This window comes from Trichocoleus sp. FACHB-40, from assembly GCF_014695915.1.
GTDB classification, from domain to species: domain Bacteria; phylum Cyanobacteriota; class Cyanobacteriia; order Cyanobacteriales; family FACHB-T130; genus Funiculus; species Funiculus sociatus.
In genome coordinates this window covers 196,102-216,735 of the sequence record NZ_JACJPF010000041.1, presented here as the reverse complement: position 1 = coordinate 216,735, position 20,634 = coordinate 196,102, and the positions used below count along the sequence as shown (strand labels likewise).

General features: G+C 43.6%; 16 protein-coding genes. 10 read left to right on the top strand and 6 right to left on the bottom strand.

Annotated features, from left to right (window positions below):
- The first annotated feature begins 5 nt into the window (after positions 1 to 5).
- The 7 genes from H6F63_RS07410 (at position 6) to H6F63_RS07380 (ending at position 5,578) form a co-directional block, all read left to right on the top strand.
- A complete protein-coding gene (locus tag H6F63_RS07410) occupies positions 6 to 332 on the top strand; it encodes a hypothetical protein (RefSeq protein ID WP_190636172.1) in 327 nt (108 codons plus the stop codon).
- A gap of 2 nt (positions 333 to 334) precedes the next feature.
- Positions 335 to 559 carry a hypothetical protein gene (locus H6F63_RS07405; RefSeq protein ID WP_190426233.1) on the top strand — a complete coding sequence of 75 codons (225 nt, stop codon included), beginning with the start codon at positions 335 to 337 and terminating at the stop codon, positions 557 to 559.
- 79 nt (positions 560 to 638) lie between these two features.
- Positions 639 to 830, top strand: a complete 192-nt coding sequence (locus tag H6F63_RS07400) for a hypothetical protein (RefSeq protein WP_190636170.1) — start codon at positions 639 to 641, stop codon at positions 828 to 830.
- On the top strand, positions 814 to 1,509 hold the full coding sequence (locus tag H6F63_RS07395; RefSeq protein ID WP_190636168.1) for a Nif3-like dinuclear metal center hexameric protein: 696 nt from the start codon (positions 814 to 816) through the stop codon (positions 1,507 to 1,509). The genes H6F63_RS07400 and H6F63_RS07395 overlap by 17 nt, the downstream gene beginning before the upstream one ends.
- Before the next feature lie 42 nt (positions 1,510 to 1,551).
- Entirely contained in the window at positions 1,552 to 3,393 is a 1,842-nt protein-coding gene (locus H6F63_RS07390) for an ABC transporter ATP-binding protein (protein WP_190636166.1), read from the top strand.
- A 237-nt stretch (positions 3,394 to 3,630) separates the two neighbouring features.
- Complete coding sequence (gene map / locus H6F63_RS07385; RefSeq protein WP_190636164.1) at positions 3,631 to 4,407, top strand: type I methionyl aminopeptidase; 777 nt, start codon at positions 3,631 to 3,633, stop codon at positions 4,405 to 4,407.
- A gap of 160 nt (positions 4,408 to 4,567) precedes the next feature.
- Positions 4,568 to 5,578 carry a Type 1 glutamine amidotransferase-like domain-containing protein gene (locus H6F63_RS07380; protein ID WP_199297825.1) on the top strand — a complete coding sequence of 337 codons (1,011 nt, stop codon included), beginning with the start codon at positions 4,568 to 4,570 and terminating at the stop codon, positions 5,576 to 5,578.
- Here H6F63_RS07380 and H6F63_RS07375 read toward each other — a convergent pair.
- The 3 genes from H6F63_RS07375 to nuoB form a co-directional block, all read right to left on the bottom strand.
- Positions 5,544 to 5,714, bottom strand: coding sequence for a hypothetical protein (locus tag H6F63_RS07375; RefSeq protein ID WP_190636162.1), 171 nt, complete (start codon positions 5,712 to 5,714; stop codon positions 5,544 to 5,546). The two genes, H6F63_RS07380 and H6F63_RS07375, sit on opposite strands and share 35 nt — an antisense overlap.
- 9 nt (positions 5,715 to 5,723) lie before the next feature.
- Positions 5,724 to 6,419, bottom strand: coding sequence for a pentapeptide repeat-containing protein (locus H6F63_RS07370; RefSeq protein WP_190636160.1), 696 nt, complete (start codon positions 6,417 to 6,419; stop codon positions 5,724 to 5,726).
- 219 nt (positions 6,420 to 6,638) lie between these two features.
- Positions 6,639 to 7,376, bottom strand: a complete 738-nt coding sequence (gene nuoB / locus H6F63_RS07365; RefSeq protein ID WP_190636215.1) for an NADH-quinone oxidoreductase subunit NuoB — start codon at positions 7,374 to 7,376, stop codon at positions 6,639 to 6,641.
- 120 nt (positions 7,377 to 7,496) lie between these two features.
- On the opposite strand from nuoB, the gene H6F63_RS07360 reads away from it, so the two are divergent.
- The 3 genes from H6F63_RS07360 (at position 7,497) to H6F63_RS07350 (ending at position 16,471) form a co-directional block, all read left to right on the top strand.
- Positions 7,497 to 11,063: an NB-ARC domain-containing protein gene (locus tag H6F63_RS07360; RefSeq protein WP_190636158.1), complete on the top strand. Its 3,567-nt coding sequence runs from the start codon at positions 7,497 to 7,499 to the stop codon at positions 11,061 to 11,063.
- A gap of 1,379 nt (positions 11,064 to 12,442) precedes the next feature.
- A complete protein-coding gene (locus tag H6F63_RS07355; protein WP_190636155.1) occupies positions 12,443 to 15,625 on the top strand; it encodes a DEAD/DEAH box helicase in 3,183 nt (1,060 codons plus the stop codon).
- 6 nt (positions 15,626 to 15,631) lie between these two features.
- Positions 15,632 to 16,471 (top strand): SWIM zinc finger family protein, encoded by an 840-nt coding sequence (locus H6F63_RS07350; RefSeq protein ID WP_190636153.1) that lies wholly within the window; start codon positions 15,632 to 15,634, stop codon positions 16,469 to 16,471.
- 67 nt (positions 16,472 to 16,538) lie between these two features.
- Here the strand turns inward: H6F63_RS07350 and H6F63_RS07345 are convergent, their stop codons facing one another.
- The 3 genes from H6F63_RS07345 to aroF all read right to left on the bottom strand — a co-directional run bounded on the left by H6F63_RS07345 (position 16,539) and on the right by aroF (position 20,456).
- Positions 16,539 to 17,051 (bottom strand): hypothetical protein, encoded by a 513-nt coding sequence (locus tag H6F63_RS07345; protein WP_190636151.1) that lies wholly within the window; start codon positions 17,049 to 17,051, stop codon positions 16,539 to 16,541.
- Positions 17,052 to 18,315: 1,264 nt separating this feature from the next.
- Positions 18,316 to 19,278 carry a nucleotidyltransferase domain-containing protein gene (locus H6F63_RS07340; RefSeq protein ID WP_190636149.1) on the bottom strand — a complete coding sequence of 321 codons (963 nt, stop codon included), beginning with the start codon at positions 19,276 to 19,278 and terminating at the stop codon, positions 18,316 to 18,318.
- A gap of 284 nt (positions 19,279 to 19,562) precedes the next feature.
- Positions 19,563 to 20,456, bottom strand: a complete 894-nt coding sequence (gene aroF / locus H6F63_RS07335) for a 3-deoxy-7-phosphoheptulonate synthase (RefSeq protein WP_190636147.1) — start codon at positions 20,454 to 20,456, stop codon at positions 19,563 to 19,565.
- Positions 20,457 to 20,634 lie beyond the last annotated feature (178 nt).

The window sequence follows — 20,634 nt, the reverse complement described above, 5'->3', positions numbered from 1 at the left end:
GTTAGATGTCCGATATTTTCGTGATGATTCGGAATCAGGATAACAATGCCCTGACTTCCATTGATGGCATTGCATTTGTAACTTTACTTCGGCAAGACGGACAGCCGCTTGCAGAGGAGACTTTTGACTTGATTTATGCGGATGCGGGTTTTGATGACCTTCCGGTTGGGGAATACACCGTAGTTGTGAAACATGAACTGGTTGAACCTCAACAAACAACCTACGATGTAAAAATTATTAGTGAAGATGAAGTGATATTGCTAACATTTGTTTACCTAGAGCCAGAATGGGTATTCCTTCGCATTCGAGCTGCTGTAGAAAAGAGATTATAGATATGAAAATTAAAGTTATTCCGCCCTGCTCAATTAAAATGTTTCGCTATCGAGTGAATTTTCTGGCGAAGGATCTCTGGAAAGAAAAAGACCCAATTTGTCGGGCGAATTTAGCTTTACAGCTAGCGGATGCGGCTACATCGCTGGCGAGACTAGAATTGCAAGAAGCGCAAAAATTACAGCAAACTTCTCATACTCATAACATTTCAGGTTCTAATGAGCCATGATTAGCCAAGTTTAGAGGATGCGTCGCCTACGTCAAATTAAACTGACTCCTCTAAAAGCGTAAATGTCGCCTTTTTTATTATGAAATACTTAACTTCTTCTCATCCCCAATCTGAGAATGCTGCCAAGATTGTTGTAACTGAAGTTATTGGAAATACTTTATGTATAACTTCTGAGGATGGACAAAAAGTTTACCAGCAGATTGCAGCAGCTTTTAAAAGAGGTAAAAAGGTGATTCTTGACTTCAAGAAAGGTTATGCTCACTCTAAATGATATTGCCAGATTTTTAGATCAATTCTTTGCCGTCCATCGTTTCGGTGATGACCAAGGCGGAATCTACCACCATTCAACACGCCCAATTCATCGTTTTGGATTAGCGGTGGAACCTTGGGATGGATTGGCAGAATGGGCAAAATCTAGACAAATAGATGCTTTATTTTTGCATCGTCCCTGGAAACTGGAACCAGGATTATTACCAGATATAGGCGTGGTGGCCTATCATTTAGCTTTTGATGAACGCCTGACACTAGGGTTTAATAATCGTCTTGCGGATGTGTTGGAAATGTCTGCATTAGAGGTGGTGGGTGAGAAAGAAGGGCGACCGATTGGGATGCTGGGGGAGATTCCCACACAGAGTATGGTGAGTTACTGTAGTGGTCTAAACGAAATCTTCGGCGGACGCGACAAAGTGCTGGCGGGAGTTAGCGGTGAGGTGAAGCGGGTTGCTGTAGTTGGCGCGATGACAGATGCGCTGGTACGCGAGGCGGCGTTGCGTAAGGTCGATTTATATATTACAGGGCAGTTGAGACAACCTGCTGAAGCTGCTGTAAAAGAAACTGGAATCAGCGTTGTTGCAGTCGGTCATCGTCGCTGCGAAGAGTGGGGGTTACGGGCCTTATCTGGAGTGTTGCGCGATCGCTACTCGAAACTTCAGGTTGTCTTACCTCCCTGAAGGTGCAACACAACACCCCTAAAGACGATTTATAACAAAGATATGAGTCGTCACCAGAAATTTAACTTTCTCCAGAGTATTTGGCAACGTTTGCGTCAATCTCTAGCAGTTTTCCGATACAGCGATCGCGCCCTCAGCTTAGTTTGGACTACTAGCCGCATTCTGACAATCATCTTTGCCATCCTTACTATAGTGGCAGGTTTGCTGCCAGCAGCCGTCGCCTATGTAGGCAAATTAATTGTCGATGCAGTAGTCTTCGCTTCTCAAACTGGGTTGCAAAGCGAACGCCTTCAAGCTTTGGGTTATGTGGGACTCGAAGCGATCGCAGTTATATTACTCGCAGGTAGCCAGCGGGGTTTAACTGTTTGTCAATCTTTGCTGCGAGTCCTGCTGGGACAAAAAGTGAATGTTCTAATTTTGCAAAAAGCGTTAACGCTAGAACTTCGCTATTTTGAGGATTCCGAATTTTACGACAAATTGATGCGGGCGCGGATGGAAGCATCAAGCCGTCCCCTCTCCTTAGTAAGCCGCACATTCAGCTTAATTCAAAATGCCCTCTCACTGGTGACTTACGGCGGCTTGTTGCTGAATTTCTCTGCTTGGGCTGTGGTGATACTTGCAACAGCAGCATTACCCGCCTTCATCGCCGAATCTCGCTTCTCTGGGGAAGCTTTTCGCCTGTTCCGTTGGCGATCCCCCGAAACTCGCGCCCAACACTACCTAGAAACCCTGATTGCGCGAGAAGACTACGCCAAAGAGGTGAAACTTTACCAATTAGGGGATCTTTTACTACAACGCTACCGTGACATCTTCCATCGACTTTACGACGAAGACCGCAACCTGACTCTACGGCGAGGATTTTGGGGTTACTTGTTGGGGTTATTGAGTACCTGCGCCTTTTATCTCGCCTACGCTTGGATTGTACTGGAAGCGATCGCTAGTCGCATCTCCCTTGGCGACATGACCATGTACTTAATGGTATTCCGCCAAGGACAGTCTACCTTTTCCGCCGCCTTGGGTTCCATCGGCGGAATGTACGAAGACAACCTGTATCTCTCCAACCTCTACGAATTTCTAGAAGAAGAAATCCCGAAATCTTCGGGTACAGCAACTGAGGGGTTAATTCCCGGTGATGGGGTACGTTTCCAGAACGTCTACTTCACCTACCCCGGAAGTTCGCAACCCGCCTTAAATGGAATTTCCCTACACCTGAAACCAGGAGAAAAACTAGCAATTGTCGGCGAAAACGGTTCGGGAAAGACTACCCTGATTAAGCTTTTAACCCGGCTGTATACACCAGACTCAGGACGCATTTTACTCGATGGCTTAGACTTACAAGAATGGGATAATGAAGTGTTGCGCGATCGCATCGGCGTAATTTTTCAAGACTTTGTGCGCTATCAGTTCAAAGTTGGGGAAAATGTTGGCGTTGGCGATGTAGACCACATAGAAGACGAAAAACGCTGGAAAATCGCCTCTGAAAAAGGCATGGCTGAACCTTTCATTGAGAAAATGGCCCAAGGCTATCAAACTCAGTTAGGGAAATGGTTTCGGGGAGGAGTCGAACTCTCCGGCGGACAGTGGCAGAAAATTGCTCTTTCCCGTGCATTTATGCGAACTGCGGCGGATATTTTGGTGTTAGACGAACCAACAGCAGCAATGGATGCGGAAGCTGAAGTCAAAATTTTTGAACGTTTTCAGAAGCTTACCCAGCATCAGATGGTTCTCCTCATCTCCCACCGCTTTTCAACTGTACGCATGGCTGACACAATTGTAGTTTTAGAAGGAGGCGTTGTACTGGAAGAGGGAACTCACCAAGAGTTGTTGCAGCTTCAGGGACGCTACGCTACCCTTTTTAAACTGCAAGCCGCAGGATACCAGTAGATATCTCAACACAAAACGAACTCCAACATCGGTGTAAACAAGCGTGACTTGTTGAGTTTCCACACGTTAAGCCCAACCTACAAATTACTTTTTTTTTCTTTCTTCCTTCTTCCTCTTCCTTCGCGCCCTGTGCGCCTAAAGCGCTAACGCGCATGGCTTCGCTAACGCTAACGCTAACGCGGTTCATCTCTTAAACTCAACCCAAAACCATCAAGTACAACTTAAAAGGGAATAACAATGAAAACCGAAATGATTGAGATTTTATCTAGCAGAGAAGTAGAAAAAATGCGTGCCTCTGGGCGCTTAGCAGCCGCCCTCTTGTCCCACCTAGAACCAATGGTTAAACCAGGAGTAAGCACATTACAAATCAACGACGAAGCCGAACGCTGGACAAAAGAACATGGAGCAATAAGCGCCCCACTAGGCTACAAAGGATTTCCCAAATCTATCTGTACCAGCATCAATGAAGTAGTATGTCACGGCATCCCAAGTGCTAAACAAGTTCTTAAAGAAGGTGACATTATTAACATTGACGTCACACCAATTCTTAATAGTTATTACGGTGATACATCCAAGACATTTTTTGTCGGTTCGCCCTCACCTACAACAAAAAAGCTGGTTGAAGTAACCAAAGAGTGTCTTTTCCGAGGAATTGCCGAAGTTAAGCCTGGTGCGCGGATTGGCGACATTGGTGCAGCTATCCAAGAATATGCTGAGAAAGAGGGCTTTTCCGTAGTGCGGGATTTTGCGGGACACGGCGTACACCGCGTTTTTCATACTGCACCTGAGATTCCCCACTATGGTAAACGCAATACAGGTAAGCGTCTGAGATCGGGAATGGTCTTCACTATCGAACCCATGATTAATGAAGGCACTTGGGAGGTGGAAGTTCTCAAAGATGGCTGGACTGCTGTCACCAAAGATCGAAAGCTTTCCGCCCAGTTTGAGCATACAGTAGTTGTGACTGAGGAAGGTGTCGAAATCCTGACTCTACGGGAAGAAGAGATTCTCTAGGGTTGGCGGTTTGACGCAAGCGATCGCAAAATTATTATCGGCGTAGGCACATATCTCGGCAAAACGCAAGCTTTCCGGTTAGTGCCATTTGCCCGGTAATATAATTCTCGTTACCAGTAGGGGCGGGAAAACCCACTCCGACAATTTCAGTCAGCAAGCTATGGTAAATTCATCCCGACTCCCTTCAGCACTGAAAATCAGCACGGTGGCACTGTTGTTGATGATAATAATGACAGTTCTAACCTTACCCGCCCAAGCCAAAGTTACGCGCTATCTAAAGGGTAACTCCGCCGATGTTAATCCTACCTTAGCTGGCCCAGCCTATAACTTTGGCGGCGGTGGCCCTGATGTAGATGAGGCGATTCAGTGGATGATTAATCAGGTAAGGGGTTGTACAGACTGCGCCACCAAAGTTGATGTCGTAGTTATCAGATCCTCCGGCAATGATGGATACAACGATGCGATCGCATCCATGAACGGCGTTGACTCGGTGGAAACTCTGGTCATCACCAGTCGGGACGATTCACAAAAAGCGAATGTTGTCAATCCCATCAAAAACGCCGAGGCGATATTTTTTGCTGGTGGCGACCAGTGCGAATACACCCGGAACTTCAAAAATACAGCGGTTGAGGCAGCGGTAAAATCAGTAAATGCCAGAGGCGGCGCAATTGGTGGCACCAGTGCAGGCTCAATGATCCAAAGTGATTTTGTTTACAACGCCTGCTCGGATACTGTGGAAACCAGGGAAGCTTTAGAAGACCCCTATGAAGACATCAGCTTCACCTACGACTTCTTTAAGTGGGCGAATATGAAAGCAACCCTTGTAGACACACACTTTAGCAAACGCGATCGCATGGGTCGTACCATGACCTTTATTGCGCGTCAAATCAGAGACGGGATATCTGACAGCGCCTTGGGAATAGCGGTAGACGAAAATACATCGGTTGTTGTAGATAAAAACGGGATGGCGCGGGTGATGGAAGGTGCAGCATACTTTGTCCTCGCTGACCATATGCCAGAGGTATGCGAACCGCAAACTCCCCTAACCTTCTCTAACTACAAGATTTGGAAAGTTAAAAGTGGCGATACATTCAACCTCAAAAATCGCCCTACATCTGGCTACTATCTCAGAAGCGTTAACAAAGGGCGACTAAGCTCAGACCCGTACTAATATAGCGTTTCTCAGTTGGGCGGAATATATCGCGGTTCTGACGTTCTCCCCATCTTGGTAGGGACATGGCATTGCCATGTTCCCACATATGTATCGCACCCAACCCTTGAATTGCTATAATCTCGTTCCCAGTCATATCTTAAAGCTAGTCGTGGATTGTTCCATCTGGCAAGATTGCGCCAGTCAACTTGGCTCCAACCAGCTTAACGAGCAGGCGGTCATTTACCCCAACCTTTGCATCAGTCAAATCAGCACCACTCAAATCAGCACCACTCAAATCAGCGCCAATTAAGTTAGTCTCCCGTAAATCGGCATCCCTCAAGTTTGCTTGCAGCAAATTGGCTCTAAAAAGATTCGCTCTATAGAGAGAGGCTCCCTGGAGATTGATCTTATGTAGAAAGGCATCACTCAGGTTAGCTTGGCTCAAATTAGCATAACTAAAGTTTCTGCCTGACAAGTCTTTTTCTTTAAAGTTAGCACCACGAAAATCGCCTCCAGTGAGATCGGAACGCGCCGAATTGGTTTGATATTGGGATTTAGGCGGTTCGTTCGGGCGCGAGCGAGAATTGGCTGCGGTATTATGTGGCTGTGTACGAGATTGCGATCGCTGCGATTGAGCCGTTTTTTTAGAAGTATTTCTTTGAATTGACCGCAATTCATCCCGTGCGTGATTAATCTCTTTGAGTTTTTCTTCAGCCTTTAGCCGCAACCGAGGATTATCTTCAGGAATCCGATCGGGATGCCAAATAAACGCTAAATCCTTATAAGCCTGGTTCACCTCTTCCGGTGACGCTCCAGGCTCAATTCCCAGCACTTTGTAGCATCGGTTTAGATCGCTCATCTAAACCATCCTATCGAATGCTAAGGTATGTTGACACTGATGGCAGGAGCCTGGAAATAATATTTCCCGCTAAAAACTAAAGTAAGCTAAAGCTTACTGAGTAAGTTTTCAACCCGTTTCAACGGTTTGCCAGCTTTTAGGGCTGAGGAACCTCAAACGCCACGCACCTCCGTGCGCTTTTAACACAGCCCACGAAGGTGGCTCCCATTCCCTACAAATTCAGATTTGTGATTGATTCTTTTCTGGGAGTGATGGAAACATCACAGAAGATGCCTCTTTTATCATTTTGGCTAATTCTTCGGGTGGATTATTCCGAGAGGACGACTCTAAATATTCCCCAGAGTAAAGCGGTGGCGCAGGCTTCATTTTGTGAGTAATGCTGTAGTAGCGATGACTTTGAGAAAATGCACCTTGCTCCTGTATCGATTCTTGCGCTACTTTCTTACGCAGTTTGATGATGGCATCAATAATTGCCTCTGGTCTGGGAGGACAACCAGGTAAATATACATCTACCGGAATTAACTTGTCCACGCCTCGCACCGCTGTCGGTGAGTCGCTGCTGAACATTCCCCCAGTGATTGTGCAAGCACCCATCGCGATTACATACTTGGGTTCTGGCATTTGTTCGTAGAGGCGTACCAAGGCGGGTGCCATTTTCATTGTGATGGTGCCAGCAGTGATAATAACATCAGCATGGCGAGGACTGGGCCAAGGTTTGAAGCCAAAACGCTCGAAGTCAAACCGTGCTGCGAAAAAAGCAGCCATCTCAATAAAGCAGCAAGCAGTCCCAAACATCAGAGGCCACAAACTGGAAAGTCTAGCCCAATTATACAAATCGTCTACTGTGGTTAAAATGATGTTTTCGGAAAGCTCTTGAGTAATCTGAGGACGCTCAATAGGATTGATTATCTGAGTTTTTTGCTCGTTCGGCTCAAGTATAGTTGCTGTCGGGTTCATAATTTTCTCCTTTAGCTCAACATTGAGAACCTGATTCCAAGATGTCACCATCAATCAGGTTTCGCCAGTAAAGTTAAAGGTGTTAAGCACTAACTTAAGTCTCTAACCCCCTAATGAGGTATGGATCGCTATAAGCAAAAACGCCAGCGCGGTGTTATCCTTACTCTCCAAGGCTTGAAGAAGCTGCAAGATGCAAGACATCAGGCGGAAATTCTGGAAAATGCTGGAGACAAGTATACTCTTGAAGAATTAAGCGATCGCACTCAACTGGCTCCCTTTACTGTTGCGAAGGTTCTTGCTCGTGATGAAGGTGTCGATAAGCAGACACTCGCTCTTTTTTTTCGAGCCTTTAATCTGGCGCTAGATAAATCTGATTATTGCCGACCTAAACCAGAGATTGAATCAACGTCCAAAAATCCCCCTAAAACTCGCTCTTGTTGGGGAGAAGCGATTGATGTCTCGGTTTTTTACGGACGCGAGGATGAACTTGCAAAACTAGAATACTGGATTTTGAGCCACCACTGCCGACTTGTCACCATCCTGGGAATGGGGGGAGTTGGTAAAACTGCCGTTTCGGTGAAATTAGCCGAACAAATTCAGGATAATTTCGAGTATGTCATTTGGCGATCGCTTCGTAATGCCCCACCCCTCAAAGAAATTCTTTCCCACCTGATTGAGTTTTTCTCCAATCATCAAGAAACCCATTTACCAGAAAATATTAGCGCTCTAATTTCTCGCCTCATTGATTATTTACGTTCTTCACGTTGCTTGTTAGTTTTAGATAATGCTGAATCTCTTTTATGCAGCGGTAATTGTGCTGGATACTATCGAGAAGGATATGAAGATTACGGTGAATTATTCCGACGAGTAGGGGAAGCCGCTCATCAGAGTTGTTTAATTCTTACTAGCCGGGAAAAACCTAGAGAAGTTGCCGCCTTAGAAGGAGGATTACCTGTTCGCTCTTTGCAATTATCAGGTTTAAATCAAGTTGCAGGACGAGATATATTGAAAGCTAATAATTTCTTTTTCGGCTCAGAATCTGACTGGCAAGAACTTATTAACCGCTACGCAGGCAATCCCTTAGCTTTAAAAATTATTGCCACCACAGTCCAAGAATTATTTAATAGCAATATATCACAATTTCTCGCTCAAGGCACAACCGTTTTTGGCGATATTCGAGATTTATTAGACCAGCAGATTAACCGCCTGTCAGATTTAGAAAAGCAAATAATGTACTGGTTAGCAATCAATTGCGAACCCGTTTCGCTTGCCGAGTTGCGAGAGGATATTGTTGCGCCTTTATCCCCGGCAAAGTTACTAGAAGCCTTAGAATCGCTTTTCAGGCGATCGCTTGTCGAGAAAAGCAACTCCCTCTTCACTCTGCAACCAGTGGTAATGGAGTATCTGACTGAGCAATTCATCGAGCAAGTTGTTGAAGAAATTGTTACTCAGGTACTTTCATTTTTCCAAACCCATGCTCTTATCAGAGCTACAGCAAAAGACTATGTAAGAGATACTCAAATTCGCCTGATTCTGAAACCGATTAGCGATAAATTGCTTTATCTCATCGGCAGCAACAACAATATTAAAAATCAACTCCTTAAAATTTTATCAAACCTGCGCGGAAAATCTCCAAGAGAAACAGGCTATGCCGGAGGTAATGCCCTAAATTTGCTGAATCAAATGCAGATTGATTTAAGCAAACTTGATTTTTCTCATCTGACAGTTTGGCAGGCTTATCTTACCAAAATCAATTTGCATCAAGTCAATTTTGCCCACTGCGAATTATCCAAATCTGTTTTTGCTGAAACCTTAGATAGCATCATCTCGGTAGCATTTAGTTTGGATGGAATTTTGGCTACTGGGGATGCAAATGGTGATATTCGCTTGTGGCAAGTTGCGGATGGTCAACAACTTTTAGCCTGTCATGGGCATACTGGTTCTGTACAATCAGTCGCCTTCAGTCCTCATAAGATACTAGCCAGTGGCAGTCACGACCATACTGTAAGGTTATGGGATGTCGCTAGAGGTCAATGTCTGAAAGTTTTAGAGGGACATACCAGTTGGGTTTGGACAGTTGCTTTTAGTCCAGATGGGCAGATTTTAGCTAGTGCCAGTGTAGACAAAACAGTGAAACTTTGGGATGTCGCCACAGGTTTAGAGTTAAGAACTTTGCAGGAAGATAGCGATGCGGTATTGTCAGTTGCTTTCAGTCCGGATGGGAAAATTTTGGCGAGTGGCAGCATAGACAAAAAGGTGCGTTGCTGGGATGTGAAAACAGGTCGCTGCGTCAAAATTTTGCAGGGACACACCTGGTGGATATGGTCAGTTGCTTTTAGTTCGGATGGTTGCACCTTAGCTAGTGGTAGTGAAGACTGTACAGTACGTTTGTGGGATGTTGCCACAGGTCGAGAGTTACGAACTTTGGCAGGTCATGGGAACCGAGTATGGTCAGTTGCCTTTAGTCCATCTGATGTCACAGGGAAGATGCCTGTGTTAGTGGCTAGTGGCAGTTGCGATCGCACAGTGAAGTTGTGGGATATTAACACTGGTGAGTGTCTCCGAACTTTACAGGGACACACCAGTTGGGTATGGTCAGTCGCCTTTTCTCCACATGGTTACACCCTTGCCAGTGGTGGTTTAGACCAAACTGTAAAACTGTGGGATGTCTCCACAGGTCGCTGCATCAAAACTTTGCAAGGACGTATCAGTTGGATAAAGTCAATTAGCTTCAGTCTGGATGGTCAAATTTTGGCTAGTGGCGGTTATGACCAAAAGGTACGTCTTTGGGATGTGGCCACAGGTCGCTGCATCAAAACTTTGCTGGGACACAGTAATGGAATTTTGGCAGTTAGTTTCAGCCCTGATGGTCAAATTGTGGTCAGTGCTAGTTATGACCAAACGGTACGTTTCTGGGATGTAGCCACAGGTCGCTGCATCAGAGTTTCTCAAGGGCATATTGATGGAGTATGGTCTGTTGCGTTCAGTCCAGATGGAAAAACTTTGGCTGTTAGTTCGTACCGCGAGGTGAAGCTTTGGGATGTTGCTACAGGTGTCGAGTTAAAAACTTTGCAGGGGCATTCTGATGTAGTCTATGCAGTTAGCTTTAGCCCGGACGGTTCCACACTTGCCACTGGTTCTCAAGATTTTACGGTAAGGCTATGGGATGTGAAAACAGGCAAATGTCTGCATGTATGCCAGCAACATATCAGTTGGGTACATTCAGTTGCTTTCAGTCCCGATGGTAAGATTCTGGCTAGTAGCAGCAGTGACGAAACTATCAAGCTATGGGATGCGGTGACAGGTCGCTGCTTAAAAACTTTGCTAGAAGGTAGTCATGGAATATGGTCGCTGGCTTTCAGCCCTGACGGTGTTCTAGCCTGTGGTAGCACTGACCCCAAGGTGAAACTCTGGGATGTGGCAACAGGTAAGTGTATCAAATTGCCAGGACATAGTTTGGCGGTATATTCAGTTGCTTTCAGTCCCGATGGGCAGATTTTAGCCAGTGGCAGCAAAGATGAGACGATTAAGCTTTGGGATATGCAGACTGGTGAGTGTTTGCAGACGCTAAGAAGCGATCGCCCTTATGAAAAAATGAATATTACTGGTGTTAGTGGTTTAACTGAGGCGACTATCGCCACTTTGAAAGCTTTAGGGGCAGTTGAGTCTCCTGTATCCCCACAATAATATTTCAATCCCTAATAGGGATTAAGACCCACGCCGCACCTATATCCTATAGGTAAGTGTAAACGTTACTCAGTTCAGCCCTAAATAAATGCCGGGGCTGGATTTAATTTGTTGGCTTAATCAGAAAGGTCATAAATTATCGTCTTACCTAAATTTATTCTGATTTGGCAGGGAAAACCGCCTTGTGCTGGTTACAACCCACATCAGAAGCAAAAGCTGGAGTTGCCACGGTGAAAACAGCAAACACACAATCAGACTAACAATCGCTGCTGATGCAGCGAGTTTGGCGATTTCGTCATGGGAGTTCTCCAAGACTAGGTAGGCTGAACCTAGCGATATCACCAAGGGGATCAGAAAAAGTAAGGACATTACCTGTCACCTCTCGAACTAAAAGATACACGCTACTCCGTTTAAAAAGTACGCTTTTTTAGAGTCATTACTGACGGTTATTACTCATTTTTCTCTAGCCGTCTCCTGTTGTCATCACCCGATTGGATAAGGTTTATCAGTTAATGACTTAGATACACTGAGGAATCAGTATAGATCAGATTTTAAAATTATGCTTGATAGTGCTTGGCGAATAGAAATAGGCGTGAATGAGAACGATAATGACTGACCTGAACAGAAACAGAAAAAACTTCGGCCAAAGAATTAAACGCTCTTATAACGCAAAGATAGTAGTAGAGTTTGATTTTTTTTGCTTCTATCTAGCGTTTAAAGCGATCGCGTTATCAGCGGAAATTTAGACAAAGGATGGTTTCCCTAGCCGCTAGATACCAAACGGGAATCTTACCAGCGGCAGCCACTATCAGCGATATATTAAGTTTTGTTACAAATATAGTGGGGTGGGGGGTGTGACCCCTCAGAGAGGTTATAGTTAATTTAGTAGATGCACCCTGATGATCGACGCCCTCAAGTTCTTGTTGGGCGTTTTTATTTTTGGGGGTACGCCACCTGGACTAGAGTGGCGAACAGATTTATATTTATAAGCAAGTTCAGCGAGGGAGGGGATAAGCGATCGCTATCCCCTCCCTCTCCTACACCTTAATTTTTGCCTTTTGCTGCCCCAACTCCCCGCCAGTGGCGGACAAATCGGGAAAAACTTTTATTGCTGCGGACATGAGGGGACTTTAAAGACAACTAGCCGCTAAAGCCTACCAGTATGACTGCTAAAGCACCTATCACCGCCAAGATAGTCAGTACAAATCCGGCATTTGGGCTACCTTTCCAAGAATAATCTTTGTCTTTCATTAGAACTCAGCTTTTTTAAACGACTTTTGCTTTAATTGTTACATTTTTTAATGATTAGAATAGCAATCTCGCTAGGAATTGCTCTGTTAACCCGCTAAAATTCCATCAAACTCACCCCGCATCTACCTATGAAAATCCTCCACGGCACATGGATTCCCAAGGCAGAAGCTAGCTTCATCCAAACTGGTGCATTTTACCTGTGGGTAGAAACTCCCGTTGTCCCAAAACGCCGCAACGCCAAACACCCAATTCATCCCTATCATCTTCGCGAATCCGACTTAGAAGCCTTCCTCAGTAGTGAACTAGGCATCACAGCAGCATCCAGACATAAGATTAGCGAAAATATTTCTCCCCAATATTTTGCCTTTCCCACCGCCAATAACCAACCTTTACCATCTCCTGAATTAACAAAATATTTAGAAGCTGAAGTTGAAGAAGACTATGAATGCTTTCTCTATTGGGAAGTTGATGCTTATGAAGTAAATACCATCTTAAAAACTGGCACTTCTAGCTATGATAGGGTAAGCAATATTATCAAAATAATAAATGATATTCACTTTTTAGCTTTACATAATTCCTCAGAAGTCATCATTGGCTCAGACCTGTTATTTTGGTATCACTACACCCAATCATTTAAAGAAATTATCCTCAAAGACCAATATATTCCTGCACTTAAATATCGCGAACTGCCTGCCGCAACGAAAGGAAAGCGGAAACAAGCAAATACTTTTGAAATTTATTCAGGTTGGGAAATTATCTCAGAAAAATACGAGTTATTAATTCAAAAATTTGTGGACTATATGCCTTTAGTTTGCGCTGCTGGTTCTGCCAACTTCAGCACAACAGTTGAATTTTATTCAAAAGAAACTTTTCTCCGCAAGTTTTCCGAATGTCTGCTAAATGAAATCGTCACCCATACACCCTCCACTGCCAAATTCGATCAACAGATTACAGACACCATCCTCTACGGTTGCGTTTATCCAGACAGAAAAAACCCACAAACTAGCGACCAAGCACTAGAAGAATATAAACAATGGTACGCTTGGAAAGATAAATTAACCCGCAGCCAAAATCCAGGTAATTTTTACCTCTGCTTCCAGTTAAAAGAAGCCACTGCTGATAATGTAGATAACTGGCAAATTGAATTTTTGGCTACAGCTAAACAAGACCCCTCTTTAAAACTTTCCTTAGCTGAATATTGGCAACTGGGTCAGAAACAAAAAAAAGACCTACAAAAATATTTTGGCAAGGATTTTGAAAATAACCTGTTGTTGAATCTGGGATATGCAGCGCGGATGTATCCCAAACTTTGGCAGGGATTGGAAACTGACCAACCTATAGGTTTACCACTAAATTTAGTAGAAGCCTTTGAATTTCTCAAAGAAAGCGCCTGGGTATTAGAAGATTCCGGTTACAAAGTCATCGTTCCCGCTTGGTGGACACCAGAAGGTCGTCGCAAAGCTAAAATTCGCCTGAAAGCTTCCTCTCGTCCCAAAGGTCAAACTAAAGCTGCTAGTAAAGGATACTTCAGTTTAGACTCGATTGTGCAATATCAATACGAACTAGCAATCGGCGGTCAAACTGTTACAGAAAAAGAATGGCAGCAACTTGTAAATGCCAAAAGTCCCCTGGTGCAATTTCGCGGTCAGTGGATAGAGTTAGACCAAGAAAAAATGCAGCAAATGCTGGAATTCTGGCAAAATAATGCCAAAGATCAGCCAGAAATGACGCTGACAGATTTGATGAAACTAGCCGCAGAATCAGAAAATGAATTAGAAGTAGAACATGACCAGACTTTGGCGGAAATGATGGCAAAGTTGCAGGATAAAAGCAAACTGGAACCAATTGAAAATCCGCCGCAGTTGCAGGGAAATTTACGGGAATATCAAAAGCGAGGCGTGTCCTGGTTGCAATATCTGGAAAACCTGGGTTTAAATGGTTGTCTTGCAGATGATATGGGACTGGGAAAGTCGGTTCAGGTGATTGCTAGATTGGTGAATGAAAAAGAATCAACACCATCAATTTTACCAACTTTATTAATTGCACCTACGTCAGTTGTCGGAAACTGGCAAAAAGAAATTGAAAAGTTTGCTCCGCATCTTCAAGCAATGGTGCATCATGGTAGTAGCCGTATTCAGCAAGTAGCGGAGTTTAAAGCCGCTTCTCTAAACCACGATGTTGTTATAACTTCATTTACTTTGGCTCGCAAAGATGAAAAACTTTTGGAAAGTGTGAAGTGGCATCGATTGGTGTTGGATGAGGCGCAAAATATTAAAAATCCTAAAGCTGCTCAAACTAAGGCAATTTTAAAGTTGCCAGCTACACATCGATTAGCTTTGACGGGAACGCCAGTAGAAAACCGATTGCTAGATTTGTGGTCGATTTTTAACTTTCTTAATCCTGGTTATTTGGGTAAAGAAGCACAGTTTCGCAAGTCCTTTGAAATTCCAATCCAAAAAGATAATAATAAGGTGAAGTCTACGACCTTGAAAAAGTTGGTAGAACCTTTTATTCTACGCCGGGTGAAGACTGACCAATCAATTATTAACGATTTGCCGGACAAGGTTGAACAAAAATTATATTGTAATTTAACTAAAGAACAAGCTTCGCTGTACGAGGCAGTTGTTAAGGATGTAAGCGAAAAAATTAATAATTCTGAAGGAATTCAGCGCAAAGGGTTAATTTTGTCAACCTTACTGAGGCTAAAACAAATTTGCAATCATCCAGCGCAATTTTTACAGGATGGAAGCGAGTTTTCAGTTGAGCGATCGCATAAACTTAGCCGTCTAGCAGAAATGGCCGAAGAAGCCATTTCTGAAGGCGAAAGTATGTTAATCTTTAGCCAATTTAAAGAAGTTTGCGACTCTCTAGAGAAATATTTGAAACACACTTGTCACTACAACACCTATTACATTCATGGAGGCACCAACCGCAACAAGCGAGAGCAAATGATAGCTGAGTTTCAAAATCCCGAAACTGAACCATCGGTATTTATTCTCTCCTTAAAAGCTGGTGGCGTTGGCATTACCCTTACTAAAGCTAATCACGTTTTCCACTTTGATCGGTGGTGGAACCCAGCAGTCGAAGACCAAGCCACAGATAGAGCTTTTCGTATCGGTCAAAAGAAAAATGTGTTTGTTCACAAATTCGTTGCTATCGGTACCTTAGAAGAACGCATCGATAAAATGATTGAAGATAAGAAAAAGTTGTCATCTGCTGTGGTTGGTGCTGATGAAGCTTGGCTTACAGAACTTGATAATGAAGCTTTTAAACAACTGATTTCACTCAATAAAGCCGCAATTTTGGAGTAAACTATCATGGCGCAATTTAGCCGTACCTGGTGGGGTAAACGCTTTATTCTAGCCTTAGAATCTTTCAGCGATTCAGCTAGATTAGGACGCGGACGTTCCTATGCGAATAATGGAAAAGTTCTCAATTACAAAATAGACCAGAACGAAATAACTGCTACTGTTAGAGGTTCAGTTAATCCCTATTTTGGAGTATATAAAGAACCAAAATATAGCATTAATATCGAAATCAAACCAATTGATAAGACTAACTGGTCGAAAGCAATTAAATATATTTCATCAAAAGCCAGCTTTGTTTCTAAGCTGCTGATGAATGAGGTTCCTGATAATATTGAAGAGGCTTTTGCTGATTTGGGATTACATCTTTTACCTCACAGTAAAAAAGACTTCAAAACCAGTTGTTCCTGTCCAGATTACGCCAATCCTTGTAAACACATTGCTGGGGTTTACTACGTGGTAGCGTCCCAATTAGACCACAATCCGTTTCTATTATTTGAACTTAGGGGTTTATCTAAAGAAGCCTTGCAAGCAGAACTGGCAAAATCTCCTTTAGGACAAGTTTTATCCACCGAACTTACGGCAAAAGAAATTCCTTTAGAATCCACAGCGTCTTACTATACTCCCCTAGAAAAAGTACAAATTACTGAAAAGATAAATCCCAGAGAGTTTTGGCTAGGAACTAAGCGACTACCGCAAACTGTTGAAGCAGTATCGCCAGCAAGTTTGCCAGCGATTTTGATTAAAAAACAGGGAGATTTCCCGCCTTTTTGGAAGAAAGATAGTTCTTTTATTGGAACGATGGAGGAGTTATATCAGCGAGTGAAAACAAAAAATAAAGAAATTTTGTAAAGTCACAACTCAAATTCGATTGTTATTTCCCTACAAAAGAGCGATCGCCTCAACTAACTATTCAAGTTCAATCCCACCAATAGGAAATAACGACTGCATCCCGATCCTGTTGAACTTGCTCGCCATAAAGCGCTCCTTCCAATCGAGTCATCAGTCGGCGCTTGAGCCGCCAACCATACTCCTCATTCGTGCCATCGCATACATCTACAGAATCGGCTCGCCACTTCTTACCCAAATCTAAAAGCCGAGACACCGTTGTATCTTGGTTCTGGGTCAGGATATATAGGGTATCCGCAGGATAAGCAACGAAATGGATAATACTGGTTTCAGGCATCGGACGATAGTTTGCCATTGCTAATAGCGTATCGAGTAAGCCACTAAAACTTAGACCTCCTTCATCTGGCGCAAAGATTGGTTTTGTAAATAGAAAGCTTACCCATAAATCGGGATGCTGGGAAAGGTCGGCAATCACTTCTTCGCCATCAAACTCGTTGAAGCGCCGCTGCCAAACCAGTGCAGCAAAGAGTTCCTGAGGGGAATAAGATTGGGCGATAGATTTGATTTTGGCTAAGTCAAGCATTTCTTTTCCTCACGCAAGCTGTTCACGAATTGCTGTATTTCTTGTACATAAAATTTTATTAACTTTTTTGTTCAAGTGGATATTTTGCCAAAGCTAAAAACCTAAAATTGTGTGGGTTGTATCAAGGAACGAAATTTAGCTAAAATTATTATATGTAATTTTATTCTCCTCTTTGAAGTTTTTAAATAAAATTTTTTCATGAATTCAGAAACTGAAAAACTCCTTAGCGTTCTCGAATTTTATAAAAATGGGAGTGAAATGTTCGCCTGGGATAGCACTATAAAAGGCTATTTTAATATCTGGAATCTTTTGATTTCAGAAGGTTTCGTTCGGGCAACTGAACCTGAAAAGGCAATTAAACACTGGCAAGATATAGAACATTGGGGTACCCCAACCAATCAGGAATTAGATCGGATGCAATACGCTCCACTTCGTCGAGAGCGGAAAAACAGTTCTTGGAACTCTGATATCCAAAGAGAACGAGTAAGTTATTATCAAGCTCTAGTCTATTTTCTTAAGAAATTTTACAAAATCTGCAAGCCTATACTATTACAGGTTTTGCTAATCCAGACAGTCTTAACAAACAACAATTCGGGCTTTGTATCGTTTTAGGTCAAACCTCAAGCCAAGACTGGATTTGTCTTACTCCTACCGTACTCGCTCAAGTTTGGCACGCTTATTCCTTGTGCCAGACATCCAAACATTACCTCATTAACTTCCTGTCTATCAGATAATTGTGATACACAAGATATAGTTGGAAAAATAAATAAAATTCTCGAAAGGCTAAAGTCTATTGAAATATACGGTTATTACTATGCGGATTACCAATACAGCTACAAACATCAAATATTTTGTACTTCGTCATCAGCTTTTGCTGAAGCTATTGAACTTGCGCTGCAAGCAAGCACTATGCTTGACATGGACAGAAAGTTTTCACTCTATGATTACAATCATAATGATTGGAACAACCATCGAGACCGAATTAGTCGATTTATGCGTAGGCATCTCAAAAATCGCAAGTGTGTTACCGTGAGTTTTTGGGATGTTGGATGCGGTTACGATCTTGGCTGTACACCAACAGGTGATTGGATTGGATTTAAGTCTGAGAAATGGTTTATATACAATCCTTAATTTATCAAATATTATATCTACCTAAAAAATAGGATTTTTAAGCTCTTCTCTCATTCCCAATATCAGCCTGATAATGAATTCAAATACTTACTGGAGGGCATAGGATTGTGCAATGAATTGGATTTTGGCTAAGTCAAGCATCGCTATTCCTTATGCCCTTTTTTACATTTTCTAAAGCCAACCTGACCGCTTGGTCGGGATAGATAATTTGTCCCAATCGTTTCACAGCATACAACTGGCGAAATTCATCTGGATGCTGCAACTCGGCAAGCAAAAATGCTTTGTAGCGCCAAAGAAAATAGTTCTCGAAAGCTAAAGCGCTTTTACAATATTCCCTCAGTTGCTTTCGATCTGCTTCTGCTTCCGGCACCCGATAATTCCAATGATTGCGGCATTGCTCGTAAATGTCTTCCACAAGCGCCGTCCACTCGTCATTAATCCATTTGCGGTACTGGATAACACATTCGCGCTTCGTTACTACATATTGTCCGGCATCTAAGGCGATGAGTGCTGTCGCCGGACAAAGGACATTTAACACTAAATCTTTAGTTCCGTAGTGAATTGTCCCATCCGACGCACGCATCTGACGGCGATCGCAACCATAAAACTCACCCTCCGGATCGGGATAGTCGAGAGGAAACGTTAACACCTCCGGGTTGCCACGCATCTGTGCAAACAACCGATATGGAAAGTGCATACTGTCCAGGGTATAGCTATCTATTGGCTTTATTGGAACCAGGGGGCGAATGTCTTCCCCATATATCAGAAGCGTGCCTTTCTGGAACCTAACCGCACCAATCCGAAACAGCGCCTCTTCACTGTCTGCGGTAATACCCAGTTCTATAGAGGTATTTTTCTGGCACTCGTCGCTTATCTGTGCGAATTCCTGTCGTTCGGCAGAAGTCAGGCTACCCTTAAAAACGACGCGAAGATCGATATCGCTTGTAGCTACCGCAGTGCCATCAGCATAACTGCCTTCTAGATAGTAACCGCGAATGCGACCTGGAAAACTTTCCCCGACTTTGCCGATAATTTCGCAGGCGATCGCGTCAACTTTCTCGACACCTGTTGAGGCAGTAAGAGTAATATTTGTCATCGTCGGTTAAAGTCTGCTTGTAGACTTCCCGTTGGGATTGTAGAGGAATTGAATTATACCAATTCTTTATAACAATGCGTTCGAGCGTTCTGTAGGGACATGGCAATGCCATGTCCCTACTAAAATAAATAATGCTCATAAAGAATTGGTATTAGCAGAAATTAGCGATCGCGCCTCTTGTAAAATTCATGGTGACAACCTAACTTATGGCAGCCCATCCCCCCAACCCCCTGAAAAAGGGGGCTAAGAAGGAACGCAAATAGCAGCAGAATTAATCAATGGGATTAAGCCGTAAGTCCACAAGGTTTCTTGACAGAAAAATGAACAGGGGCAGGTTTTAAACCCGCCCCTACTTCAGATATGTTACGCCCGACAGCCGCTGCTACAGGTCTTAAGCTGTGAACCAGACTCACCATATCTTCTAAAGAAAGCGCCTGACGGGCATCGGAAACCGATTTTTCGGGTTCTGGGTGACATTCAATAATTAACCCATCTGCGCCACACGCGATCGCAGCCTTCGCCAAAGGTGCCACCAATTCCCTCTTACCTACCGCATGAGAAGGATCTACAATTACTGGCAAGTGTGTTATCTGCTTCAAAGCCGCTACTGCGCCTAAATCCAGCACATTGCGCGTATAGTTATCGAAACTGCGGATACCCCGTTCGCACAGCACTACATCCGGATTGCCGTGGCTTAAAATATATTCTGCCGCCATGACAAATTCTTCAATAGTAGAAGCTAACCCACGCTTGAGTAGTATTGGTTTACCAGCCTCTCCCAAAGCTTTCAGCAAATCGAAGTTTTGCATATTGCGGCTACCAATTTGCAGCATATCAGCATCAGCCGCAACAGCTTCTATTTGCCCAATTGACATCACTTCTGTGACGATGGGGATCGAGTAACGCGATCGCACCGAAGCCAAAATCTGCAATCCTTCCACTCCCATTCCTTGAAAAGCATAGGGAGAGGTGCGGGGTTTGTAGACACCACCACGCAAAGCCTGAACGGGTGCGGCCGCGAGATGACTAGCAACAGTTTCCATCTGATCCAAGCTTTCCACTGTACAGGGGCCGCCGATAATAACCAAGTCTTCTCCACCGAAGCTGACTTTTTCTGAAAGTCTGACAACGGTTTGGTGATTAGAGTGAGATTGTGAGGCAAGTTTAGCGTTGATCATGGTTCGATTCTCCTTACAAAAAAATGTGATGTTGACAAAACAAAAAGCCCGGAACCTGATTGCAAGTTCCGGGCGCTGGACGATTTATCGACATGACGCTATTTACCCGGAATTTGCTCTGGGCCAAAAGTAAAAGCCATAAAACCAGCTACTGAAATAGGTCATCACGATTAAAATC